General features: G+C 71.2%; 18 protein-coding genes and 2 pseudogenes. 9 read left to right on the forward strand and 11 right to left on the reverse strand.

Translation table 11 applies throughout. The annotated features are described in order from the left end of the window. Positions 1 to 5: 5 nt before the first annotated feature. Positions 6 to 701 carry a ribonuclease H gene (locus tag AB0D34_RS38210; RefSeq protein WP_362670517.1) on the forward strand — a complete coding sequence of 232 codons (696 nt, stop codon included), beginning with the start codon at positions 6 to 8 and terminating at the stop codon, positions 699 to 701. Positions 702 to 721: 20 nt separating this feature from the next. On the opposite strand, the gene AB0D34_RS38215 is transcribed toward AB0D34_RS38210, so the two are convergent. Next, positions 722 to 1,174 (reverse strand): SRPBCC family protein, encoded by a 453-nt coding sequence (locus AB0D34_RS38215; protein ID WP_362670519.1) that lies wholly within the window; start codon positions 1,172 to 1,174, stop codon positions 722 to 724. Positions 1,175 to 1,455: 281 nt separating this feature from the next. Here AB0D34_RS38215 and AB0D34_RS38220 point away from each other — a divergent pair. The 3 genes and pseudogenes from AB0D34_RS38220 (at position 1,456) to AB0D34_RS38230 (ending at position 4,815) form a co-directional block, all read left to right on the forward strand. After that, positions 1,456 to 2,669: pseudogene (locus AB0D34_RS38220) on the forward strand (FAD-dependent monooxygenase). Positions 2,670 to 2,755: 86 nt separating this feature from the next. Continuing rightward, positions 2,756 to 4,234, forward strand: a complete 1,479-nt coding sequence (locus tag AB0D34_RS38225) for an MFS transporter (RefSeq protein ID WP_362670522.1) — start codon at positions 2,756 to 2,758, stop codon at positions 4,232 to 4,234. After that, the gene (locus tag AB0D34_RS38230; RefSeq protein ID WP_362670524.1) at positions 4,231 to 4,815 is read left to right on the forward strand and encodes a TetR family transcriptional regulator; all 585 of its coding nucleotides are present in this window, start codon (positions 4,231 to 4,233) and stop codon (positions 4,813 to 4,815) included. Before AB0D34_RS38225 ends, AB0D34_RS38230 begins: the two co-directional genes overlap by 4 nt. On the opposite strand, the gene AB0D34_RS38235 is transcribed toward AB0D34_RS38230, so the two are convergent. After that, on the reverse strand, positions 4,812 to 6,458 hold the full coding sequence (locus AB0D34_RS38235; protein ID WP_362670566.1) for a cholesterol oxidase substrate-binding domain-containing protein: 1,647 nt from the start codon (positions 6,456 to 6,458) through the stop codon (positions 4,812 to 4,814). The two genes, AB0D34_RS38230 and AB0D34_RS38235, sit on opposite strands and share 4 nt — an antisense overlap. A 202-nt stretch (positions 6,459 to 6,660) precedes the next feature. Between AB0D34_RS38235 and AB0D34_RS38240 the strand changes: the two genes are divergently transcribed. Together AB0D34_RS38240 and AB0D34_RS38245 are read left to right on the forward strand one after the other, a co-directional pair. Next, a complete protein-coding gene (locus AB0D34_RS38240) occupies positions 6,661 to 7,644 on the forward strand; it encodes an aldo/keto reductase (RefSeq protein WP_362670527.1) in 984 nt (327 codons plus the stop codon). A 38-nt stretch (positions 7,645 to 7,682) separates the two neighbouring features. Continuing rightward, positions 7,683 to 8,168 carry a DUF6328 family protein gene (locus tag AB0D34_RS38245; protein ID WP_362670529.1) on the forward strand — a complete coding sequence of 162 codons (486 nt, stop codon included), beginning with the start codon at positions 7,683 to 7,685 and terminating at the stop codon, positions 8,166 to 8,168. Here the strand turns inward: AB0D34_RS38245 and AB0D34_RS38250 are convergent. The 4 genes from AB0D34_RS38250 to AB0D34_RS38265 form a co-directional block, all read right to left on the reverse strand. Then, a complete protein-coding gene (locus AB0D34_RS38250; RefSeq protein ID WP_362670531.1) occupies positions 8,089 to 8,772 on the reverse strand; it encodes a DUF2238 domain-containing protein in 684 nt (227 codons plus the stop codon). The two genes, AB0D34_RS38245 and AB0D34_RS38250, sit on opposite strands and share 80 nt — an antisense overlap. 109 nt (positions 8,773 to 8,881) lie before the next feature. After that, on the reverse strand, positions 8,882 to 9,319 hold the full coding sequence (locus AB0D34_RS38255) for an SsgA family sporulation/cell division regulator (RefSeq protein ID WP_362670533.1): 438 nt from the start codon (positions 9,317 to 9,319) through the stop codon (positions 8,882 to 8,884). A 61-nt stretch (positions 9,320 to 9,380) separates the two neighbouring features. Continuing rightward, positions 9,381 to 10,436 (reverse strand): hypothetical protein, encoded by a 1,056-nt coding sequence (locus AB0D34_RS38260; RefSeq protein WP_362670535.1) that lies wholly within the window; start codon positions 10,434 to 10,436, stop codon positions 9,381 to 9,383. 94 nt (positions 10,437 to 10,530) lie between these two features. Beyond that, positions 10,531 to 11,502 carry an LLM class F420-dependent oxidoreductase gene (locus tag AB0D34_RS38265; RefSeq protein WP_362670537.1) on the reverse strand — a complete coding sequence of 324 codons (972 nt, stop codon included), beginning with the start codon at positions 11,500 to 11,502 and terminating at the stop codon, positions 10,531 to 10,533. 88 nt (positions 11,503 to 11,590) lie between these two features. On the opposite strand from AB0D34_RS38265, the gene AB0D34_RS38270 reads away from it, so the two are divergent. Next, positions 11,591 to 13,009, forward strand: coding sequence for a serine hydrolase domain-containing protein (locus AB0D34_RS38270; protein ID WP_362670540.1), 1,419 nt, complete (start codon positions 11,591 to 11,593; stop codon positions 13,007 to 13,009). Here the strand turns inward: AB0D34_RS38270 and AB0D34_RS38275 are convergent. From AB0D34_RS38275 to AB0D34_RS38295, 5 genes and pseudogenes are all read right to left on the reverse strand, one after another. Beyond that, a complete protein-coding gene (locus tag AB0D34_RS38275; protein ID WP_362670542.1) occupies positions 13,001 to 14,644 on the reverse strand; it encodes a serine/threonine-protein kinase in 1,644 nt (547 codons plus the stop codon). The genes AB0D34_RS38270 and AB0D34_RS38275 overlap by 9 nt on opposite strands. Before the next feature lie 169 nt (positions 14,645 to 14,813). Further along, positions 14,814 to 15,362, reverse strand: a pseudogene (locus tag AB0D34_RS38280) (pyridoxal-phosphate dependent enzyme); the annotation flags it as partial. A 275-nt stretch (positions 15,363 to 15,637) separates the two neighbouring features. Then, positions 15,638 to 16,315 (reverse strand): AIM24 family protein, encoded by a 678-nt coding sequence (locus tag AB0D34_RS38285; RefSeq protein ID WP_362670543.1) that lies wholly within the window; start codon positions 16,313 to 16,315, stop codon positions 15,638 to 15,640. Between the two features lie 68 nt (positions 16,316 to 16,383). Continuing rightward, positions 16,384 to 17,790: a CAP domain-containing protein gene (locus AB0D34_RS38290; protein ID WP_362670544.1), complete on the reverse strand. Its 1,407-nt coding sequence runs from the start codon at positions 17,788 to 17,790 to the stop codon at positions 16,384 to 16,386. A 586-nt stretch (positions 17,791 to 18,376) separates the two neighbouring features. Beyond that, a complete protein-coding gene (locus tag AB0D34_RS38295; protein WP_362670567.1) occupies positions 18,377 to 19,579 on the reverse strand; it encodes a serine hydrolase domain-containing protein in 1,203 nt (400 codons plus the stop codon). A 107-nt stretch (positions 19,580 to 19,686) separates the two neighbouring features. Here AB0D34_RS38295 and AB0D34_RS38300 point away from each other — a divergent pair, with 107 nt between their 5' ends. Continuing rightward, positions 19,687 to 20,859 (forward strand): ROK family transcriptional regulator, encoded by a 1,173-nt coding sequence (locus AB0D34_RS38300; protein ID WP_362670545.1) that lies wholly within the window; start codon positions 19,687 to 19,689, stop codon positions 20,857 to 20,859. A gap of 30 nt (positions 20,860 to 20,889) precedes the next feature. Next, the gene (locus tag AB0D34_RS38305) at positions 20,890 to 22,698 is read left to right on the forward strand and encodes a carbohydrate-binding protein (protein WP_362670547.1); all 1,809 of its coding nucleotides are present in this window, start codon (positions 20,890 to 20,892) and stop codon (positions 22,696 to 22,698) included. The last annotated feature ends 134 nt before the right edge of the window (positions 22,699 to 22,832 follow it).

The following is a 22,832-nucleotide window of genomic DNA, read 5'->3' on the forward strand; positions in this document are numbered from 1 at the left end:
ATGGCATGATCGAGCGCATGCGTGAACGAGTGGTGGCCGCGTGCGACGGGGCTTCGAAGGGAAATCCGGGACCCGCGGGCTGGGCCTGGGTCGTCGCCGAGGAGGGCGAGACGCCGTCCCGCTGGGAGGCGGGCCCGCTGGGCAAGGCCACCAACAACGTCGCCGAACTCACCGCCCTGGAGCGGCTGTTGGCCGCGACCGACCCGGATGTGCCGCTGGAGATCCGGATGGACTCCCAGTACGCCATGAAGGCCGTCACCACCTGGCTGCCCGGCTGGAAGCGCAACGGCTGGAAGACCTCCGCGGGCAAGCCGGTCGCCAACCAGGACCTGGTCGTCCGGATCGACGAACTCCTCGGTGGCCGCTCGGTGGAGTTCCGTTACGTCCCCGCCCACCAGGTCGACGGTGACAAGCTCAACGACTTCGCCGACCGCGCGGCCAGCCAGGCGGCGATCGTCCAGGAACCCGCGAGCAGCGCACTCGGCTCGCCGGAGCCGCCCCCGTCGCCGGACACCCCCAAGACGGACCGCCCCGCCCGGGCCAAGTCGCCCAAGCGGAGCGGCGGTTCGTCCTCCCGTACGATCAAGGCCAAGTTCCCCGGCCGGTGTCTGTGCGGACGGTCCTACGCGGCGGGCGAGCCCATCGCCAAGAACGCCCAGGGCTGGGGGCACCCGGAGTGCCGTACGGAAGCGGCCGGTTAGAGGCCGGTCGGACGGGGTGGTCAGATGACCGCCCCGCGCCAGCCGCCGGTCTCCTGACCGCGCTCCTCGATGAACTTCTTGAAGCGCTCCAGGTCGCCCTTGGTCTGCCGCTTCACGAATCCGAGCTTGTCGCCGACCTTCTCGGTGATGGTGTCCGGATGGAAGTCCATCTGGAACATCACCTTGGTGTGGCCCTCGTCGAGCCGGTGGAAGGTGACCGCGCCGGCCTGCTTGGCCTCGCCGGCGATCGTGGTCCACGCGACCCGCTCGTCCGGGATCTGCTCGGTGATCTCGGCGTCGAACTCCCTGTGCACCCCGTTGACGTTGGTCACCCAGTGCGTGAGCGTGTCGGTGCGCTGTTCGATGCGCTCGACCCCGCTCATGAACTCGGGGAACGTCTCGAACTGCGTCCACTGGTTGTAGGCGGTGTGCACCGGCACGCCGACCTCGATGGATTCCTCGACCTGCGACACGGGTGAATCCCTCCTTCGTCTTCTCGGTGTGTGAGGCGCGGGTACCACACGACCTGCGGGGCAAACCGGCGCAAGACGACCGTCATGCGATGTCGAAGGTGCAGTGGCGCATGGTCTTGCCGAGGTGGACGACATCGGGTGTTCCGGCGGTCGGCGCACAGGGGGAGTCCGGGCGCCTCACGTGAAGACCGTGACGTGATGCGAAGCGGGGGTCCGCCATCTCCCCGACTGCTACTCTGCGTTGCCAATCGACAGCTTTGAGTAATTCTCTAGGGGTGCGCGTGAAGGTCGCCTGCGTCGGCGGCGGGCCCGCCGGCCTGTGTATCTCTCGATCCTGCTGAAACGGCAGGACCCGTCCCACGACATCACTGTCCACGAGCGCAACCCGGAGGGCTCGACCTACGGCTGGGGCGTCACCTACTGGCGCGGACTGCTCGACAAGCTCCACGCCCACGACCCCGAGTCGGCCCGCGCCATCGAGGAGGCCTCGGTCACCTGGAACGAGGGCGAGGCCCGGGTTCGTGATCTGGTCACCCGGCGCCCCAGCGACCTCGGCCACGGCATCGGCCGCCACCGCCTGCTGGAGATCCTGGCCGCACGAGCCCGCTCGCTGGGCGTACGACTGGAGTTCGAGCACGAGATCACCACCGGCAACCTCCCCGAGGCCGACCTGGTCGTGGCGGGCGACGGCGTGCACAGCGCCCTGCGCACCGCGCACGCCGGCCACTTCGGCGCCGAGACCACGGAGGGCCGCAACTGCTACCTCTGGCTCGGCACGGGCAAGGTCTTCGACTCCTTCACCTTCGCCTTCGTCGAGACCGAGCACGGCTGGATCTGGTGCTACGGCTACGCGTTCGGCCCCGAACGCAGCACCTGTGTCGTCGAGTGCGCCCCGGAGACCTGGACCGGCCTCGGCCTCGACGGCGCCGACGAGGCCGACGGGCTGGCCCTGCTGGAGAAGCTGTTCGCCGACATCCTCGACGGCCACCCCCTGATCGGCCGCTCCGCGGGCTCGGGCAGCGCCCAGTGGCTCACCTTCCGCACCCTCACCAACCGGACCTGGCGCCGCGACAACCTCGTCCTCCTCGGCGACGCGGCCCACACCACCCACTACTCCGTCGGCGCCGGCACCACCCTCGCCCTGGAGGACGCCATCGCCCTGGCCGATGCCCTGCGCGAGCAGTCCGAGCTCCCGCACGCCCTCGCCCGCTACGAACGGCAGCGGAAGTCGGAACTGCTCTCCATCCAGAGCGCGGCCCGCTACAGCGCCCAGTGGTACGAGAACCTGGCGCGCTACATCGACCTCCCGCCGGAGCAGATGTTCGCCCTGCTGGGTCAGCGCCACTCGCCGCTGCTGCCCTATGTCCCGCAGCAGCTGTACTACCGGATCGACAAGGCCGCCGGACAGCTGGAGGCGCTGCGCAGGTTCAAGCGCTGGCTCGGGCCGAAGGTCGCGCGCAGCGTGCACGCGAGGGAGCTGTCCTCGCGCAAGTAGCCCTTCGGCTCGGAAACCGTATTGGGTGAATGGCAATTCACCGCTAGAGTGAATTGCCATTCACCCACTGTTTTCGCGGAGCGCCGATGGACCAGCAGGGCCCGATATCCCCGCAGCCCGGAACGAGCCTGCGCAACCGGCTCACCGTGCCGGTCCTGGCGATGTGCGGTGTGCTCATGGCCGTCATGCAGACCGTCGTCGTCCCCCTGCTGCCGGACCTGCCCAGGCTGACGCACTCCTCGGCCGGCGCCGTCTCCTGGATGGTCACGGCGACCCTGCTGGCCGGAGCGGTCCTCACCCCGGTGCTCGGCCGGGCCGGTGACATGTACGGCAAACGCCGGGTGCTGACCGGAGCCCTCGCCCTGATGACGGTCGGCTCGGTGATGTGCGCCCTGTCCTCCGACATCACCGTGCTCATCGCGGCCCGTGCCCTCCAGGGAGCCGCCGCCTCCGTGGTGCCCCTGTCGATCAGCATCCTGCGCGACGAACTGCCGCCCGAGCGCCGGGGTTCCGCGGTCGCGATGATGAGCTCCACGGTCGGCATCGGCGCCGCGCTGGGCCTGCCGTTGGCCGCGATGATCGTCCAGTACGCCGACTGGCACACCATGTTCTGGCTCACCAGCGCCCTCGGCGCCCTGGGCGTGGCGGCCGTGTCGTACGCGGTCCGCGAGTCGCCCGTACGGCAGCCCGGCCGCTTCGACGTACCGGGCGCGCTGGGGCTGGCGGTGGGCCTGGTCTGCCTCCTGCTCGGCGTCTCCCAGGGCGGGCAGTGGGGCTGGGGGAGTCCCCGGGTCCTGGGTCTGTTCCTCGCCGCCGTCGCCGTACTGGCCCTGTGGTGGTGGCGCCAACTGCGCACCGAGCAGCCCCTGGTGGACCTGCGGCTCGTCACCCGGCCGCGCGTGGGCCTCTCCCATGTGGCGGCCCTGCTCACCGGGTTCGCCTTCTACGCCAACTCCCTCGTCACGGCCCAGCTGGTGCAGGCACCGAAGGCCAGCGGCTACGGACTCGAGCTGTCGATCGTGGCCACCGGTCTGTGCCTGCTGCCCGGTGGCGTCACCATGCTCCTGTTCTCGCCCGTCTCGGCCCGGATCTCCGCGTCCCGCGGTCCACGCATCACGCTCGCGCTCGGCGCCGCGGTCATCGCGTGCGGCTACGCGGTGCGCATCGCGGACAGCCGCGACCTGTGGATGATCATCCTGGGCGCGACCGTGGTCGCCACCGGCACCACCCTCGCCTACTCGGCCCTGCCCACCCTCATCCTGCGCGCGGTCCCGGCCGAGCAGACGGCCTCCGCCAACGGCGTCAACGTCCTCATGCGCACCATCGGCCAGGCCACCTCCAGCGCGGCGGTCGCCGCGGTGCTGGTCCACCACACCAGCCCGGTCGGCGGCGCTCCCGTGCCGACCCTGCACGGCTACCTGCTGGCCTTCGCCATGGCCGGCGCGGTCGCCCTGGCCGCGTGCGCGGCGGCGCTGACCATCCCCGGCGACGCCACACCCGAGGGGACCCGCCGGGCCAGGGGCCGCACCCGGGGCGCGCGGGACGAGGCGATGGAGGGAGCATGAGTGCCGTGCGCACAACGCCCCCCACCACCACGCCCGTCCGCCGGGACGCCGAGGCGACGAAGGCGGCCATCCTCAAGGCCGCCCGATACCTCCTGGCCCGCACTCCCCACACCGACATCACGCTCAAGGCGGTCGCCGAACGCGCCGGGGTCAGCCCGCCGTTGATCGTGAAGTACTTCGGCAACAAGGACGCCCTGTTCGCCGGCGTGATGTCCTTCGAGTCCGACGCGGCCGCCCTTCTCGACGCTCCCCTGGACGAGTTGGGCCGCCATATGGTCCGCCATGTACTCACCAGCCAGATCGAGCGAGGCGCCGACCCGTTGGCCCGGATCGCCTTCGCCCCGGTCCAGGGCGAACACGGCGACATCCTGCGCGTCAACTTCCGCACACAGGTGGTGGAACGGCTGGCGCAACGCCTGGAAGGTCCGGACCCGGGCCTGCGAGCCGAACTGGCGGTGGGCACCCTCCTGGGCCTGGGCGTGATGTACGGAATCGCCCGGGGCACCGAGCTGAGGGCAACCGCCGTGGAGGACCTGGTGGACCGCTACGCCCCCACCGTGCAGGCCCACTTGACGCCCTAACGGAACAGGCGGTCCAGGAAGGCGTTGCCGAACACCCCGTGCGGATCGAGCCGGTCCAGCACCCCGGCCGCCTGCCCCCACACCGCCTCACCGAAGGACCCGGGAATCGTCGTCCCGAGCACCTCCTCGTCCTCCCACACGGCATCCTCCGTGTAGGCCCACCCCTTGGACCACTCGACGCGCGTCCCCTCGTAGCCCTCGATGAGGAACTGCTCGATCTCCCGCAGGAAGGCCTCCGCGTACGGCGTCCCGGGCAGCGTCAGGATGTCCAGCCACACCGCCGTGTCCCACTCGGGATGTGACTGCTCCGCCCGCAACGCCGACAGCAGCGCAGCCCGCGCACCCTCCGACTCCACCTCACCCGGATCGTCGAGCCCGGTCACCCGGATCTCCACCGTCCCGTTGACCGGGAACTTCCCCTGCGCGGTGTACGCGGCCAGCCGTTTCCGGTAGAAGTCCGTGAACTCCGAGACCACCCGCTGCACTTGATCCCGGCTCGTCAGCACCGCGTACCCGTTCGCGGTCACCCTGAGCGTCGTCGGCCTGATGTACAGCAGGGTGTTCTTGGACGGCCCCCAGATGTCCGCCGACAGTGTCGCCGTGAGCCCCACGGCCGCCACGTCGAGCTGCGCGTTCCCGAGCACCGGCGCCAGATACCAGGCCGCGTCCGACACCATCCGCCCGGCCAGATCCGCCACCAGCGTCGGCACGTTGTCGGAGAAGGGATAGTTGTACGGCGAGGTCACGCGCCGTGAGGTCAGCGGCTTGGTCGGCGCCACGCTCCACACCTTCAGCCACGGGAACTCCGTGTAGGCGAACCAGATCGCCTCGACCCGCCCCGCCTGCGCCAGGAAGCTCGCGAAGGTCCGCCCGTCACCGCCGGGTGCCGCGAAGAGCTCGGAAGCCGGAATGTCGACCCTGCTCACACACCGCAGATTGCTGTTGGCACCCACCCGCAGCACGACCTCGGTGACGAAGGCCCGGCCGAGATGGGTGAGCAGGGCCGCACTGTCGGCCTCGGCGCGGCTGAAGGTGCGCAGCGCGTACGCTCCGCTGCCCTCGTCCCAGACCACCGCCGTCAGCGACAGGATCCGGTTGCTGAGTGAGCCGTACGTCTGCCCCGGCAGCCGCTCCTCCCCGTCGGCCGCGACCGCGGTGCCGTGGGCGTCGATCGCGAGCGCCCCGCCCAGGGTGAGGTCGCCGGGAGCGGGCGCGGCGGTGACGCCGAGCCCGTGTTCCTCCAGATAGGTCAGCAGGGCCTCCAGCGTGACCCCGGTACCCGCGCGCACCGCGGAGCCGGAGTCCAGGGACAGACCGGTGAGGTGGGAGGCGGTGTCGACGAGGAGGACGGGCGCGTCCGACGCGGTGCCCTCCGTGACGGTCAGCGGCGACCAGCCGTGCGAGGAGCCTCGCGCGCGGACCCGCCAGCCGTGCCGCCAGGCCCAGTTGACGACCTCGACCACCTGGTCCGGCCCCGCCGGCGCACAGGCCCACAGCCCGTCGGCGGTGATCTCGCCGACCCAGTTCCGGTAGGCCGAACGGTAGAGGGCCACACCGGCCGGGAAGTCGGGCAGCTCCTCGGCCGCGGTCGCCGGGTCGGCGGGCAGCAGAATCGGTACGGCGGCCAGCGCGGCGGCGCTCATCAGGAAGCCGCGACGGGACCAGGACGGGTTGTCCTGCGGGTGGTTGCTCACGGAACGATCAGTCACGGGGTCACGGTAGGCGCCCGTTGACACGTGCATGCCTTACGTCGAAACGTGTCACTCGTGTGAGTGAAAAATTCACAGACCCAGGCCCGGAGCAGTCGGTTCCGCGCAGGCCGGCGACGGATGACAGACTGACGCCATGGACGAGCGCACATTCGGCAGGTCTCAGCAGCACGCATCCGTCGTAGGACTCGGCACCTGGCAGCTGGGGGCCGACTGGGGAGACGTGGACGACAAGGAAGCCCTCTCGGTGCTGGAGGCGGCTGCCGAGTCGGGGGTCACCTTCTTCGACACGGCCGACGTGTACGGCGACGGCCGCAGCGAGCAGACCATCGCCGGCTTCCTGCGCAGCAGGCCCGACCTCCATGTCCTGGTCGCGACGAAGATGGGCCGCCGCGTCGACCAGCTCCCGGAGAACTACGTCCTCGACAACTTCCGCGCCTGGAGCGACCGTTCCCGCCGCAACCTCGGCGTCGACCGCATCGACCTCGTCCAGCTGCACTGCCCGCCGACCCCCGTCTACTCCACCGACGAGGTCTTCGACGCCCTCGACACCCTGGTCGAGGAGGAGCGCATCGCCCACTACGGCGTCAGCGTGGAGACCTGCGAGGAGGCGCTGACCGCGATCGCCCGGCCCGGTGTGGCCAGCGTGCAGATCATCCTCAACGCCTTCCGCATGAAGCCCCTGCGCGAGGTGCTCCCCGCCGCCCAGGAGGCGGGCGTCGGCATCATCGCCCGCGTCCCGCTCGCCTCGGGCCTGCTGTCCGGCAAGTACACCAAGGACACGGTCTTCCCGGAGAACGACCACCGCACCTACAACCGGCACGGCGAGTCCTTCGACGTCGGCGAGACCTTCTCCGGGGTCGACTACACGACCGGTGTCGAGGCCGCCGCCGAGTTCTCAGGGCTCGCCCCCGAGGGCTACACCCCGGCCCAGCTCGCCCTGCGCTGGATCATCGAGCAGCCCGGCGTCACCACCGTCATCCCTGGCGCCCGCTCGCCCGAGCAGGCCCGTGCCAACGCGGAGGCCGCGAAGCTGCCGCCACTGTCCGAGCAGACCCTCGCGGCCGTCCGTGACATCTACGACCGGCGGATCAAGGACCAGGTGGAGAACCGCTGGTAGGCCCGTTTGAACGCTCAATTGAGGGTTACCTGGCTTCCATGACGCAGGCAGCCGAGCGCACCGGACGTGACGAGACCGAGGACGAGCGCGCCGACCGCATGTGGGGCGAGCTCATCCAGGAGATCCGCGTCGCGCAGACCGGTGTGCAGATCCTGTTCGGCTTTCTGCTCACCGTCGTGTTCACCCCGAAGTACGACGACCTGGCCCACACCGACCAGGTCATCTACATCGTCACGGTGGTCCTCGGCTCCTGCGCCACGGGCGCCCTCATCGGGCCGGTGTCCCTGCACCGGCTCGTCTCGGGGCGGCGCATCAAGCCACAGGCCGTGCGGATCGCCTCCCGGCTGACCTTCGTGGGCCTGCTCCTCCTCCTGACCACCATGACGGCCGCCCTGCTGCTGATCCTGCGGGTGGCGACCCACGACGACTGGGTGCCCTGGCTCGTCACGGGTGTCGTGGCCTGGTACCTGGTGTGCTGGTTCGGGGTGCCGCTGTGGACCCGGCGCCGCTATACGACGAAATGACGGCGAGCTGCCGGTCGTGCAGCCGTGAGAGCACCAGCACCGACACCGTCGCGCCGATCAGCGCGCAGAACATGTCCCACTGCGTGTCCCAGACATCGCCCTGCGTGGCCAGGAAGGCGTCCGCCGCCTGACCGCCGACCACCGCGGCCGCCCACTCCAGCATCTCGAAGACGGCACTGAACGCCAGACACGCGCACACCGTGAGCGGCGCCAGCCAGCGGCTGCCCCGCAGCGGCGACGTACGGCTGAGCAGCTCCCGCACCAGGACCGCCGGCACGAAACCCTGCACGAGGTGGCCGAAGCGGTCGTACGGATTGCGTTCCAGACCGAAGGTGTCCCGCACCCAGTCGCCCAGCGGGACCTGCGCGTAGGTGTAGTGACCGCCCACGATCAGTACGAACGCGTGGACCGCGAGCAGACAGCACAGCAGGTCGGTCAGCGGGAAGCGGCGCCAGGTCAGCATGATCAGCGGCAGTCCGACCAGGACCCACACGGTCTCCAGGAACCAGGTGGGGCGGTCGCGCGGGCCCCAGGCGGACAGGGCCAGCGCGGCGACCACGACCCAGGCGAGCAGGACGGGCAACGGCCGTCGCACAGCGGTCATGAGGCGCTCCTTCTCGTAGGAGCCCTCATCGTCGGGGAGGGGGACCGACGACGGCATGAGTACGGCTACTCAGCCCGCGTGCGCGGCAGCACCCGTCTCAGCCCCCGTCTCAGCCCCCCGCGATGACCGAGGCCAGGAAGTCGTCGACGCTGACCTCCTCCTGGCCGGGCGGCACGATCTCGCGGGTCTCGCGCAGGAAGGAGGCCAGGGCCGGGGCCCAGGCGAAGACCACGGCGTGCTGGCGGCCCCCGTCGGAGCGGGCGTCGCCGTAGAACTCCATGCGCAGCTCCTCCCAGACGCCGGTCGAGACGGGACTCAGCCGCACGTCCCCGATCCCGACCGGGCCGCACAGCCCCTCGGCGAGCATCTCCCGGTCCAGCCGCCACCGGGCCAGCACCCGGCCGTCATGGCTGAACACCGCGGTGACGGCGAACGGGTCCGCCGCGTCGTACCCCAGATGGGCGAGCACGGGGCAACGGCCCGTGCCGCCCGCCTGCAGTTGCACGACCAGAGTCTTGTGCGCGGTTCTGCGGACGAAGGAGTTCACCAGAAGGCCTCCGGGAAGAGCGACGTGTCGCCCTCTAGTACCCCTCACACGCCGAAGATGCTCAGCCTTCCGGGTGATTCCCCTTCACACCGCGCAAGGACGTGATGCACGCGGCGATGGCCTGCTGGAGTTCCTCCAGCTGCTGGACCATGTCGTCCTCGTAGAAGTCCTGGGCGTCGTCGAAGGTCAGCTCCTCGAAAGCCTTCGTGGCCTTCTGGAGGCTGCTGTAGAACTTCGTGCGCCGCTCCTGGACCCGGAGCTCGGGATCGGCCTCCACGGCCTCGGCGACGAGGGACTTCATGGTGTCGAAGGCCTCGGCCGCCCACTCGCCGGTGTCCTCGTCCTCCTCCAGCTCCTCGAGCAGGGACAGGTGCCGCTCGGCCTCCTGACGCAGATCGACGGGCGCGTCGATGGTCTGCCCGGCCGGCGTCTTGACCTGGCCGGACTCGGCGATCTGGCGGACGTAGCCGATCCGGTCGGCCGCCCTGCTCTCGGTGGCCACGGCCTTCTTCAGGTCGTCCGTGCGCACGACGTCCCGGGCCAGGGATGCCTGGAGTTCCGGGTCCTCCTTGATGCGGTCGAGCAGCGCGCTGCGCGCGGCCCGGGCGGTGGAGGGGTCGGCGAGGATCGCGGCGCGCAGGGCGGTCGGGTTCTCGGCGACCTCCAGGGCCTTCGTCGGGCGGATGCCCTCGGCCTCGGCGGCCTCGGCGATGGCTGTGCCGCGCTCGGAGGTGGCGCTGCTGCGGGAGACGTAGTAGCTGAGCCACACGTCCGAGTCCGGCAGCTCCACCTCCTGGCCCGGCGCCAGCGCCTCGAAGTGCGGGACCATGCCGTCGTCGGCGGCCCGGTCCCAGGCCTTGTAGTACCGCATGACGCGCTCGGGCGAGCAGCCGGCGAGCTCGGCGAACTCCTTCGCGGACACCTTGGGCGTCTCGTCCGCGCTCTGGCCGCCGGGGCGGACGCTGCGCGCCACCATCAGGCCGAAGGTCCATCCGCCGGTCCGAGCGTAGACCCCGAACTCGCGGGCGTCCCGCGCGACGAGGTCGGACAAGGGCGCGCCGGACGTCTTGACCGGGGCCTCGGAGGACGTGTCGGACGGGTCGATCGCTAGGGTCACGGGTGTTTCTCCTGGGCAGGCTCGTCAAGGACCGCACGATGTGCGGTCGGAAGCCTATTGCACCCCCGGGAACCGCCCGGGCAGCCCGGCCCGCTCAGGCGAACGCGTCGCGCAGCGCGGGCAGCAGCGTCTTCTCCGACCAGTCCAGGAACTCAGGTTGCGAGTCGCCGCCGATCTGCACCAGGGCGATCTCGGTGAACCCCGCCTCCGCGTACGGCCGTACGGCCTCGACGAAGTCGTCGGGATCGTCGCCGCACGGGATCGACGCCGAGACGTCGTCCGGGGTGACGAACTGGGTGGCCGACTCGAACGCGTCCGGGTGGGGAAGCTCGGAGTTGACCTTCCAGCCGTTCCCGAACCAACGGAACTGGGAGTGTGCCCGCTTGACCGCCGTGTCCTGGTCGGGGTCGTAGCAGACCGGCAGTTGACCCACCCGCGGCTTGCCCTCGCCGCCGTGCCGGTCGAAGGCGTCGAGGAGGCCCGCCTTGGGCTCCGTGGCGATGACGAGGTCGGCGAGCCGGCCGGCCAGCTCGCAGGACTGCTCGCCCGAGACGGCAAGGCCGATCTGCGGCGGCTCGTCCGGCAGGTCCCACAGCCGGGCCGACTCCACGTCGAAGTGGGTCCCGCGGTGGTTCACATGGCCGCCCCGGAACAGCGCACGGATGATCTCCACGGCCTCTTCCAGCATCTCGTGCCGTACGTCGGCCGACGGCCAACCACCGCCCACCACGTGCTCGTTGAGGTTCTCGCCCGAGCCGAGCCCCAGCCGGAACCGGCCCTCGGAGAGCAGCTGCATGGTCGCCGCCTTCTGCGCCACCACCGCCGGGTGGTAGCGGACGGTCGGACACGTCACGTACGTCATCAGCGGAATGCGCGAGGTCGCCTGGGCGGCCGCGCCGAGCACGCTCCACGCGTACGGCGCGTGCCCCTGCGAACGCAGCCAGGGAAAGTAGTGGTCCGAGGTCACCGAGAAGTCGTAGCCCACCTCTTCGGCCTTCACCACATGGCCGACCAGGTCACGAGGTCCGGCCTGCTCCGTCATCATCGTGTATCCGATTTGCACCATGGAGCCCGAGTCCCCGGTGGCCGCAGGGGAAAACGGGTTCTTCCGGGGCCCTCTCGATCAAGACCGGTGAACGAGGCAGGATGCCCTCATGAGCTCCCTGCCCACCAGCACCCCCGCCGCCCAGGGCGTCGACGCCGCCGGGATACAGGCCTTCCTCGACGCCCTCGAATCCGACCCGCGCATCGAACCGCACAGCCTGATGCTGCTGCGCCACGGCCAGGTCGTGGCCTCCGGCTGGTGGGCACCGTACGCCCCGGAACGCCCCCATCTCCTCTACTCGCTCAGCAAGAGCTTCACCGCGACGGCCGCCGGGTTCGCCGTCGCCGAGGGGGTGATCGGGCTGGACGACCCGGTGATCTCGTACTTCCCGGAGTTCGAGGCCGACATCACCGACCCGCGCAGCCGCGCGATGCTCGTACGGCATGTGGCGTCGATGGCCAGCGGGCATCTGGAGGAGACCTACGACCGTGCACGCGCCCTGGACCAGGAGGAACCGGTCCGCGGATTTCTTCTGCTGCCGCCGGACCGGGCCCCGGGCACCGTCTTCGCCTACAACCAGCCGGCCACGTACACGCTCGCCGCGATCGTCCAGCGGGTCACGGGCCAGTCGCTCTCCGAGTACCTGAGGCCCCGGCTGCTCGATCCGCTGGGCATCGGCGAGGTGGGGTGGATCCGCGGCCGCACGGGCCGCGAGCTCGGCTTCAGCGGGCTGCACGCCACCACCGACGCCATAGCCCGGCTCGGTCTGCTGTATCTGCGGGGCGGGGTGTGGGAGGGCGAGCGGCTGCTGCCCGAGTGGTGGGTGACCGAGGCGACGCGGGCCCAGATCTCGCACAGCCAGGCGGGGGAGGACGGGTGGTCGGACTGGCAGCAGGGTTACGGCTTCCAGTTCTGGATGGCGCGGCACGGCTACCGCGGGGACGGGGCCTATGGCCAGTTCTGCGTGGTGCTGCCCGAGCAGGACGTGGTGCTCGCGATGACCTCGGAGACCGTGGAGATGCAGAAGGTCCTGGACCTGGCCTGGGAGCATCTCCTGCCTGCCTTCGGACCCGATCCGCTGCCGGGGAGGGAGGAGGCCGACGCGGACCTGGCCGACCGGCTTTCCCGGCTCGCGCTGCCGCCCGCCGAGGGCAAGCCGTACCCTCCGGACCTGGCGGCGGCCTACACACCGTACGGCGGTGCGTGCGCCGACCAGCCGACCCTGACCGCGGTCGAGGTGGGCCCGGGCGGTCGGGTGACCCTGGTCGACGACGGCGACCGGCTGGAACTGGGGCCCATGGGCGGGGAGGCCGGCTGGACGGTCGTGGAGGAGCCCGTGCCCGTCGCGGTGGCCGGCGGCTGGACCGACGCGGAGACCCTCGTCGTGGACGTGGCGTTCCTGGAGACGCCCCACCACCTGCTGGTGACGTGTTCGCCGGCGGACCGGACGTTCACCGCGCGCTGGCGCACCCAGCCCCTGCACGTCGGCCCGCTGCGGCGGATGCGGGCACCGCGCGGCTCAGTCTGACGGTACGTCGAAGGTGCTCAGGAAGGTGTCCAGCGCCTCCTGGTTCGCGTCGTCCTTCCAGTCGTCCGCCGGGGCCGTCCAGCGCAGTGAGTAGCCGCGGCCGTCGCCGATGAGGAAGCCGCGGCCGAAGGTGCGCACCCGGGTGCCGTCGACCTCCTCGATCCACTGCATGTCGGCGGCTTCGCGGCCCTGGTAGGTCGTGGCGCGGATGTCGCCGAGACGCTCGTAGCCGGGGTTGTCCCGGAGCCCCGGCTCCACGTCGTCGCGCCAGACGGCCACCGCGTCCGAGCCGACGGCCTTGCTGTAGGTGACGGCGAGCGTGCGCGGGTCGCCGGAGGCGCCGAACGTGACGCGGTAGGCCAGGTCCTCCTGGCGCGAGGTGCCCAGCGCCTTCCAGCCCTTGGGGAGGGCGATGGAGAAGCCCTCGGGGGAGTGGTACTCGCGGTATCCGGGCGGCAGACCCGTGCCCGCGGTGGGGGAGGCCATTCTGGGCGGTGTCGGGGTGGGCGAGCCGGGCGGGCTGGAGCTCTCGTCGGTGCGGTTGCCGGGCGCGGCGGCCGTGGCCGACTCGGAGGGGGAGGTCGGTGCCGGAGCGGAGGGCGTCGCGGAGAAGGAGGCGGGCGGGGCGGGTGCCTCGCCGGTCGTCGCGGAGTCGGTGCCGGGCAGGGCGTTGGTGACGGCGAGGACGGCGGCGGCCACGGTGACGACGGCCAGGGCGGTGCCCGCGACCAGGAGGCGGCTGCCGCGGCCGGAGCCTTTGACGTGCAGGACGCTCAGGCGGGTCCTGGGTGGTTCCTCCGGCGAGAGGGCGTCGGGGTCCTCGTTGAGGACACGGACGAGGGCGTCCCGCACGGCCGCCCGGGTGAGCCGTTCCCGGGAGTTCTTGCGCAGCAGCCCCTGCACGGTCTGGGTGAGCGGCCCGGCGCGGACCGGCGCCCGCAGCGGCAGCCGGTCGACCCCCTTCAAAGTGGCCGCGGGACGGTCGCGGTCACGGAAGGGGGGACGCCCCTCGGCCATGGTGTAGAGGATCGCGCCGAGCGCCCACAGGTCGGCGGTCGGCCCGATGCGCTCGTCGCGGGCCTGCTCGGGTGAGGCGTACGACGGCGCCGAGAGCCTCGGCGCGAGCGTCGCGCCGGCCAGACCGAAGCCCGCGACCACGACGGTGCCGTCGTTGCGCACGAACACCTGGCACGGACTGAGCTCGCCGTGCGTGATGCCCTCGCTGTGCGCCGCCTCCAGCACCTCGAGGAGCTCCAGCCCGATGTGGGCCGCCCGCACATGGTCGAACGTCCCCTGCTGGGTGAGGAGATCGCTGAGCGGGATGCCGTCGACGGGCTCGGTGACGGTCCACAGGACGCCGTTCTCCACGACGGCGTCGACCACCGCGGCGATCCGGCCGGGCACCAACACCCGCATGGTCTTGGACATCCGGACCACGCCGGTCGCGGTCCTGAGCGCGGTCTCCTCGTCGGTTCCGACCGGAAGCCCGATCTCGGTGAGCAGGCAGGGGCGTTCGGCCGTGACGTCCTCGCCGTACCAGCACGCCCGGTTGGTCTCCCGGTGCATGACGTCCAGGGGCCGGTACCGCCCGGCGACCAACCGGTGTGTGGAGACGTGCGCCTTGACCATGCTCATCCCTCGCTGAACCTGAACCCCGGGCTCTCGACTTGCACAGAGGTACGGCGGGTGCGGCGGGGTGCGTTCAATCAAACCCTCAACCGATGGAATCCGCTTTCCGGTTGCTCCTATCTGACTCTTGAGTCAGTAAAACGGCCAGGTGGAGGACCGGAGTTGAACATCTCGCTCAGCGCAGTCCGAACCGCTCCGCCCATGCCATGACGTCGGCGGTGGTCGCGTTGCCGCCGCACACGACCAGGCCCAGCCGGCAGCCCTTCCCGACCCGTTCCAGGACCCTGCGGGCGGCGGGCAGCAGACAACCGGCCGCCGGTTCACCCCACACCTTGGCGTGGTCGGCGAGGTCGAGACACCCCTGCACCGCCTCCCGGTCGGACACCACCAGGACCTCGCTGACCAGGGCCGCCACCTGGTCGTACGTCAGCCGGGACACGGACGGAGCGCTGAGGGTGGAGACGACGGAGGACAGCGGGACCGGCACCGGCCCGCCCGCGGCGAGCGCCCGGGACATCGCCTCGGCGCCCTCCGTCTCCACGCCCCAGACCCGCAGTCCCGGCCGCCAGACCCGCAGTCCCGGCCGCCGGGCCCGCAGCGCCGCCGCGCCCCCGGCGATCAGGCCGCCGCCCCCGACACTGACGAGGACATCGGTGACGTCGTCCGCGTCCTCGGCAAACTCCAGTCCGACCGTGCCCTGCCCGGCGATCACGACGGGATCGTCTGGAGTACCGGTCGCACCAACTCACGGCAGCGGTCGAGGACTTCGGGAACAACGAGCGTCGTCACCGCGTGGCCCCCGTCCCGACGCCGAACTCCTCCTGGGCCCGTGCCACCATCTCCTGCGCGTGTCGCAGTCCGGACCGCTCCAACACGCGGGCCAGATCGTCCAGTTCGGCCGCCGGACGGAGCGGGGCGGGTTGCCTGTGAGGCGCAGATCACTGCCTGGGGTCTCAGTGCTGCTGTGCCTCAGTGCTGTTGTGTTCAGGGCTGTCGTGCTCAGTGCTGTTGTGCTTTTTGCGGGGTCGCCTCGCTCGGCCGTACGACGACGTATCCCGAGCCCTGCAGCATCAGCTGCACCGACTCGCCGGAACCGCCGCGCAGCATCGACCCGATGGACTGGGAACGGTGCAGCGAGGTGTTGAGGCCCGCGGTCCAGCCGACGACCGCGTCCGTGTCGACGTACACCGGGAACTCCGGCGAGACCGGGATCACCAGCGGGTCGCCCTCGCACACCAGGCCGAGCCTGCCGTGGCCGGTGAAGACGCTGTTGAACAGGCCGCCGCCGGCGATGCCCGCGCCCTTCACCGTCGAGATCTGGTACGCCAACGAGGCGTCGAAACACAGGACGTTGCGCCCGTTGACCGTGAACTCGTCGCCCGGTTCCACGTCGACGATGAAACAGTTGTGGGCCTCGTGCGCGAACCAGGCCTCGCCCTGCCCGCGCACCGCCATCAGTGGTAGCCCCTCGCCGGTGACGGCCCGCTTGAGCATGCCGCCCACGCCCTGGCCCTTGCGCTCGAACTGGAGATTGCCGCGGTAGGCGACCATCGCCCCCTGGCGGGCGAGCATCTCGCCGTGCACCGCGTACCTGATGCACTTGGAGTTCTCGACCGTCATGCCCGGCGCCGTGGCCGGCTGCACCATGTGCTCACTGGAAAAGAGGTCACCCTTCATGAGGGCATCCTGGCCCGGAGGGGTTCCTTCCGCCAAGATCGCGGCCCGGGTGTCGTGTCGGCGTCCGCTCAGGCGCCGAACAGCTGGGTCCAGTACGTGGCCGCCGGGCCGCCGCCCGCGAAGCCGATCCCGATGTGGGTGAAGTCGGGCTTGAGGATGTTGGCGCGGTGCCCGGGGCTGTTCATCCAGCCCTCGACGACCTCGGCGGCCGAGCGCTGGCCGCACGCGATGTTCTCCCCGATCGAGCGCCGGGTCGAGCCCGCGGCGGCGGCCCGGTCCCAGGGCTGGGTGCCCTCGGGCGAGGTGTGGGAGTAGAAGGCGCGGACCGCCATGTCGGTGCTGTACGCCTGCGCGGCCCGGGCGAGGAGGGGATCGACGGCGAGGGGCGGCAGTCCGGCCCTGGCGCGCTCCCGGTTGGTGAGGGCGACGACCTCGTCGGCGGTCCGGGTCAGTTCGGCGGGCGTGAGCGGCCTGGCCCACAGCACCGTCCAGTACGTGTCGCCGGAGCGGGCGTACGCCATCCCGGTGTGGAGGAAGGAGGGGTCGAGAAGTGTGTGCCGGGGCTGTTCGGTGCGCAGGCAGTACTCGACGAACTCGGACGGATCGCGCGGACCGGAGACGAGGTGCTCCCCGACGGTGATGTACGTGTATCCGGTGGCGGTGAGCCGCTGGTGGACGGAGACCCCGTCAGGGCCCTCCGTGCCGAGGCGCCGGGCGGAGGCCATGGCGTTGGCGTGCGCGCGAGCGGCGTCGGTGAGACGGGGGTCGAGGGCGACCGGGGGCGAACCGGCCGCGGCGCGCGCGGAGTTGACCAGGGTGAGGAACCTGGCCAGGTCGGGGGAGGGGCTGGGAGGATGGGGTGCGGGCGCCGGGTGGGTCGGAGGCGGCGGATATGCCGGGGATGCCGGGGAAGCGGGAGCTGGGAGGGCCGGACGAGGGGCCGGAGGTGCCCCAGGTGCCGCGGCCGACGCGGAGTGCACCGCTGCTGTCGGAGCGTCGTCAACGACATCCACCCCGAAGTCCCGGGCCAGCCCCGCCAGTCCGTCCGCGTACCCCTGCCCCAGCGCCCGCAGCTTCCAGCTGTCACCGCGCCGGTAGATCTCCGCGAGCAGCAGTACGGTCTCCTGGCGGGGCCGGGGCGGCGAGAACCGGGCGAGCCGGCGACCGTCCGCCCCGGTGAGCTGGAGCACCGGGGCGGGCAGGCGGCCCAGGGGAGTGCCGGGGTCGGCCGGGCTGACGACCACCGTGACCCTGGTGGCACCGGCGCGCAGGGCCCGGGGCTCGACGGTCAGGGTGGGGCCGGAGAGCCGGGCGCCGGGGGCGGAGGGCTGGTTGTAGAACACGAAGTCGGCGTCACCCCGGACTCTGCCGCTGTCGTCGGTCACCAGGGCGGACACGTCGAAGGGGCCGGGCACCCGTACGGTGACGGCCCCGTCGGGGAGGGGCAGATTGCCCCCGGGGACCAACTCGCTCATCGTGCCGCCCTGGTGTCGTCGCTCGCTGAGAGGAACGGCCACCGGGGCGCGGGGGTTCCCGACGGCCGGTCACAGCCCGCCGACCGCCGACCGCTGAATGCCGCCCGCCGACGCTTGCTGCCGACGCCTCCGCGGGCCACCTGCCTGGCCATCATCAACGACGAGATCGATCAGAGCCTCGCGGTCTGGCAACCCGCCTGGGCTGTGCGGGGCTGGAAGTGCGCTCGGTCTGGAACCGTCCGCCCCGCCTGCTCGGCGACGGCCAACTGGTCCGGATACGCGAGACGCTGGCCCCCCGCTGTCATCCGCCGCCCGCCGCCGACGGCTCCCCGGGCCCCTGCCGCCGGCCGCCGAGCGCCCGCCACTGACCGTCGCCCGCCGGCCGCCGCGAGCGGCAGCAGTCCGCGCGTGGGGGCCAGCCATAGGCCACCCACCGCCGACCCCCTCGCCGCCTGCCGTCCGCCCCACACGCCTGCTCGTCAGCCCACCCGCATGCTTGGCGCTTGCTTGTCAGCCCACCCCGCACGCCTGACGCCTGCCTGTCACCCCGCCCCCCCACGCCGCCAACACCCGCCGTCCGCCGCCCTCAGTCCAGCCCGACTCCCGGCGCCACATCCTCGTGCCGCTCCACCGGCGCGCTGCCGCGCGGAGCGTACGCCGGTCTGCCGCGCGGAGCCTTTGGCGGCTTGCCGCAGAACGTGGAGTCCAGGGTGCGCAGCATGGTGTTGAGCACCGTTCCGTTGTTGGACGTGTTGGCGACCGCGGCCAGACTCCGCTGACCGTCCTTCGTGGCGAAGGCATACGTGTAGAAGCCCTGCACGGCACCGGTATGGCCGTAGACCGAGACACCGCACGACAGGTCCCGGCGCCGCAGCCCGAGGCCGTATGCCTGACCGGTGCCCGACGGCACCCACCTCTTCATCTGCGCCAGTTGGGTGGCCGAAGTCAGCCGCCCGCCGAGCAGCGCGGACAGGAACGTGTCGAGATCCCGGGTACTGGAGACCAGTGCGCCCGCGCTCTGCGCCCACGACACGGTCTGCTCGGTCGCGTCGACCAGCGGGGCGCCCGCCTGGTCCGGGGTGAGGTAGCCGCGGGTGTGCCGGCCGGGGATCTTCATGCCAGGGTGCACATAGAAGGTGTCACCCAGCTCCAGCGGCTCGATGATCCGGTTCTGGTACTCGGTCCGCACCGGATTCCCCGTCAGCTTCTCGATCAGCATCCCGGCGACGACGAAGTTGGTGTTCGAGTACGAGTACACCGCGCCCGGCGCGCTCGTGCGCGGCCGCCGCAGCGAGAGGTTCACCAGTTCCCTGGGGGTGAAGACCTTCTTGCGGACCGCCTCGAACCCCGGAACCGTCTTCGCGAACATGTCGTTGGTGTAGTCGTGCAGCCCGCTGCGGTGGCTCAGGACATGCCGCACCGTGATCCGGTCGTCGGGCAGCAGCCCCGGCAGATGGCGGTTGACCGGCGCGTCGAGGGTCAGCCTCTTCTCGTCGACCAGTTGCAGCAGGACGACCGCGGTGAAGGTCTTGGTGACGCTGCCGATCCGGAACCGGTCGGCGCCGTCCATCGCTCGCCCGGCCTGACGGTCACCGATGCCCAAGGTGACCCGGGAGACCGTGCCGTGGTCGTCGATCCGGGCCGTCGCCCCCGGCGCGCCCTGTCCCAACGCCTGCTGCAACACACCGCGCAGACCCGCGAGATCCGGCGCGGGCTCCCGGGGCGCGGCATGGGCGGGGGCCGCGAGGACGGACAGCAGAACCGTCCCCGCCAACGTGCCGCCGAGCATTCCTGCTGATGTCATCCGGCTCTTCTCCTTGACTGATCACAGCAACGGCACAGCCAATCCTGCTTCTTTTATTGACGTCGGAAAAGAATCTCCCTAAGTTCCCGGCCATGCGCCCGACCCCTCGCGCCGAGACATTTCCCGTCAACACCCCTGCCGCCTCACAGGTGTTCACCACCGTCCTGTCCCACGGGCCCCTCGCCCGTCTGGAGGTGGCCCGGCGTGTCGGACTGTCACCGGCCGCCGTCACCAAGGCGGTCCGCCCCCTCATCGAGGCCGGATACCTGATGGAGGGCGCGGACGAGGAGGCCCGCCCGGCCCTCGGCCGGCCCGCGAACCTCGTGCGCGTCGACGGCGGACGGGCCCTGTTCATCGGTGTCAAGGTCACCGGCGACGAGATCATCGGCGTCCTGACCGACCTGTGCTGCCGTATCCGCGCAGCCCGGCACCTGCCGCTGTCCGACCGCGAACCCAAGACGGTGCTCGCGGGCATCGCGGAACTCGTCCAGGAACTTCTGGCCGAGTCGGACGGCTCCACCGCCCCGGTGCTGGGCCTCGGGATCGCCGTCTCCGGTGACGTGGACCGGGGTGAGGGCACCGTCCGCTACTCGCCGTTCCTCGAGTGGCAGGACGTCCCGCTCGCCGAACTCGCCGCCATGACCACGGGGTTGCCGGTCACCGTCGACAACGACGTACGCGCCCTGACCGTCGCCGAGCAGTGGTTCGGCGCCGGAGCGGGCCTGTCCGACTTCGCCCTGGTGACCGTGGGCACCGGCATCGGATGCGGCCTGGTGGTGCACGGCCGGGTCGTCGCCGGAGCACATGGAGTGGCCGGCGAGATCGGGCACGTGACCGTCGACCCCGCCGGCCCCCTCTGCCACTGCGGCAACCGCGGCTGCGTCGAGGCCATGGCGGGGGAGGCCGCGATCGTCCGGCAGATCCGCGAGGCCACGGGCGCCGAACTCACCGGCGCCGACCAGGCCCTGGCGCTGGCACGCGAAGGAGTCCCCGGTGCCCGGGACGTCTACACGCGCGCTGGGGAGGCGATCGGCCGGGGCATAGCCACCGTCGCCAACCTCTTCGGCCCCGAACGCGTGATCATCTCCGGTGAGGGACTCGCCGCCTACGACCTGTTCGCCGAGCAGATCCGCGACGCCTTCGTCGCGGCCGCGTTCGGCTCCGCCGCCCAGTGCGACGTCCGTATCCGCCCGCTGCCCTTCGACGAGTGGGCCCGCGGAGCCGCCGCCACCGCCATCCAGACCTTCATCGCCCCGAGCCGCTGAACACCCCAACATCCCCTGGAGGTACGGCCCATGCGGTCATCCTCGTACTTCGCCCTGCCCGCCGGAGTCCTGCTGGTGCTCGCCCTGACCACGGTCGCCGTCCCCACGGCCCAAGCCGCCGACACCCCGGCCGCCGTGCCCACCGCCGACACCCCCGCGCCCGCCCTCGCCGCCAAGCCCTACATGGGCTGGTCGAGTTGGAGCATGCAGTCCTCCAAGTACCCCGGCCTCAACCCGGACGGCGACTACAGCTACCTCACCGAGGCCAACGTCCTGAAGCAGACCGACGCCCTGGCCGCCAGGCTGAAGAAGTACGGCTACGAGTACGTCAACATCGACGCCGGCTGGTGGATGGACAAGACCTGGAAGCCCGGCTTCGACCAGTACGGCCGCCAGAAGCCCGACCCGGTCCGTTTCCCCAGCGGCATGAAGGCCGTCGCCGACCGCATCCACGCCAAAGGCCTCAAGGCCGGCATCTACCTCCCGGCCGGCCTGGAGAAGGGGGCGTACGGCGACGGGAGGACACCGATCTGGAACGCCGACGGCTGCACCACCGCCGACATCGTCTACGGCGACCTGCGCACCACCAACGGCTGGGACAGCGCGTACAAGCTCGACTTCTCCAAGCCGTGCACGGCCAAGTACATAGACTCCCAGGCCCGGTTGATCGCCGACTGGGGCTATGACTTCCTCAAGCTCGACGGCGTCGGCCCCGGCTCCGGGAAGAGCGGCGACCAGTACGACAACGTTGCCGACGTGGCCGCCTGGCATCGGGCGACAGCCGACACCGGCCGCCCCATCCACCTCGAACTCTCCTGGTCCCTCGACATCGGACACGCCGCCGACTGGAAGAAGTACTCGCAGGGCTGGCGCGTCGACACCGACGTGGAGTGCTACTGCAACACGCTCGTGAGCTGGGAGAACTCCGTCGACGACCGCTGGGACGACACCCCGGCCTGGACCCGGCACGCCGGACCCGGTGGCTGGAACGACCTCGACTCCCTCGACGTCGGCAACGGACAGATGGACGGCCTCACCAAGGCGGAACGGCAGAGCTACGCCACCCTGTGGGCCATCGCCAAGTCGCCCCTCTACACCGGCGACGACCTCACCCGCCTCGACTCCTACGGCCTCTCCCTGCTGACCAACCGCGAGGTCATCGCCATCGACCAGGGCCCCAACCCGCCCGCCCAGCCGGTCACCCCCTCCGACCCGCAGCAGGTCTGGGCCGCGAAGAACACCGACGGCACCTACACCGTCGCCCTGTTCAACCTTGCCGACGCCCCCGCCGCCGTCACCGCCGAGTGGACCACCCTCGGCTTCACCGGCAGGGCGGCCGTCCGGGACCTCTGGAACCACGAGAACCTCGGTACCCACAAGAACAAGATCACCCAGCCCCTGCCGGCCCACGGTTCGCGCCTGTTCACTATCACCCCGCACAGCACCGCGGTCGCCCTCACGGGCTACGAGGCCGAGTCGTCCGCCAACACCCTCGGCGGCAACGCCTCCGTCGCCGACTGCTCCGCCTGCTCCGAGGGGAAGAAGGTCGGCAACTTGTACCTCGGCTCCAAACTGACCTTCAACGACGTCCTCGTCGCCAAGGCCGCCACCTACCAGATCAAGGTCTCCTACATCAGCGGTGACGCCCGCTCGGTGGACGTCTCGGCCAACGGCGGCGGCGCCACCCGCCACAAGCTCCCCGCCACCGGCGACTGGGGGACCGTCTCCAGCGTGTACGTGCCCGTGACGCTCAAGGCCGGCGCCAACACGATCACCTTCGACAGCGGCACCGGCTACGCACCGGACATCGACCGGATCGACGTACCGAAGTCGTCCTGAGCACCCCGACAGGATCCGCCATGACCACCGACCCGTCCAGACGCAGCGTCCTCGCCGTCACCGCCGCGACCGGCGCTCTCACCGTCCTGCCCCAGTTCACGGCGGCCGCCGACCCGCCCGCCCCCACAGGCGGT

This window comes from Streptomyces sp. NPDC048420 (genome assembly GCF_040651535.1).
In the GTDB taxonomy this organism is placed as follows: domain Bacteria; phylum Actinomycetota; class Actinomycetes; order Streptomycetales; family Streptomycetaceae; genus Streptomyces.

What these genes read in the sequence shown, in the direction of transcription:
- AB0D34_RS38210 (WP_362670517.1), top strand. Translation starts at nt 6, where the DNA reads ATGATCGAGCGCATGCGTGAACGAGTGGTGGCCGCGTGCGACGGGGCT.
- AB0D34_RS38225 (WP_362670522.1), top strand. Translation starts at nt 2,756, where the DNA reads ATGGACCAGCAGGGCCCGATATCCCCGCAGCCCGGAACGAGCCTGCGC.
- AB0D34_RS38230 (WP_362670524.1), top strand. Translation starts at nt 4,231, where the DNA reads ATGAGTGCCGTGCGCACAACGCCCCCCACCACCACGCCCGTCCGCCGG.
- AB0D34_RS38235 (WP_362670566.1), bottom strand. Translation starts at nt 6,458, where the DNA reads ATGAGCGCCGCCGCGCTGGCCGCCGTACCGATTCTGCTGCCCGCCGAC.
- AB0D34_RS38240 (WP_362670527.1), top strand. Translation starts at nt 6,661, where the DNA reads ATGGACGAGCGCACATTCGGCAGGTCTCAGCAGCACGCATCCGTCGTA.
- AB0D34_RS38245 (WP_362670529.1), top strand. Translation starts at nt 7,683, where the DNA reads ATGACGCAGGCAGCCGAGCGCACCGGACGTGACGAGACCGAGGACGAG.
- AB0D34_RS38250 (WP_362670531.1), bottom strand. Translation starts at nt 8,772, where the DNA reads ATGACCGCTGTGCGACGGCCGTTGCCCGTCCTGCTCGCCTGGGTCGTG.
- AB0D34_RS38265 (WP_362670537.1), bottom strand. Translation starts at nt 11,502, where the DNA reads ATGGTGCAAATCGGATACACGATGATGACGGAGCAGGCCGGACCTCGT.
- AB0D34_RS38270 (WP_362670540.1), top strand. Translation starts at nt 11,591, where the DNA reads ATGAGCTCCCTGCCCACCAGCACCCCCGCCGCCCAGGGCGTCGACGCC.
- AB0D34_RS38275 (WP_362670542.1), bottom strand. Translation starts at nt 14,644, where the DNA reads ATGAGCATGGTCAAGGCGCACGTCTCCACACACCGGTTGGTCGCCGGG.
- AB0D34_RS38285 (WP_362670543.1), bottom strand. Translation starts at nt 16,315, where the DNA reads ATGAAGGGTGACCTCTTTTCCAGTGAGCACATGGTGCAGCCGGCCACG.
- AB0D34_RS38290 (WP_362670544.1), bottom strand. Translation starts at nt 17,790, where the DNA reads ATGAGCGAGTTGGTCCCCGGGGGCAATCTGCCCCTCCCCGACGGGGCC.
- AB0D34_RS38295 (WP_362670567.1), bottom strand. Translation starts at nt 19,579, where the DNA reads ATGCTCGGCGGCACGTTGGCGGGGACGGTTCTGCTGTCCGTCCTCGCG.
- AB0D34_RS38300 (WP_362670545.1), top strand. Translation starts at nt 19,687, where the DNA reads ATGCGCCCGACCCCTCGCGCCGAGACATTTCCCGTCAACACCCCTGCC.
- AB0D34_RS38305 (WP_362670547.1), top strand. Translation starts at nt 20,890, where the DNA reads ATGCGGTCATCCTCGTACTTCGCCCTGCCCGCCGGAGTCCTGCTGGTG.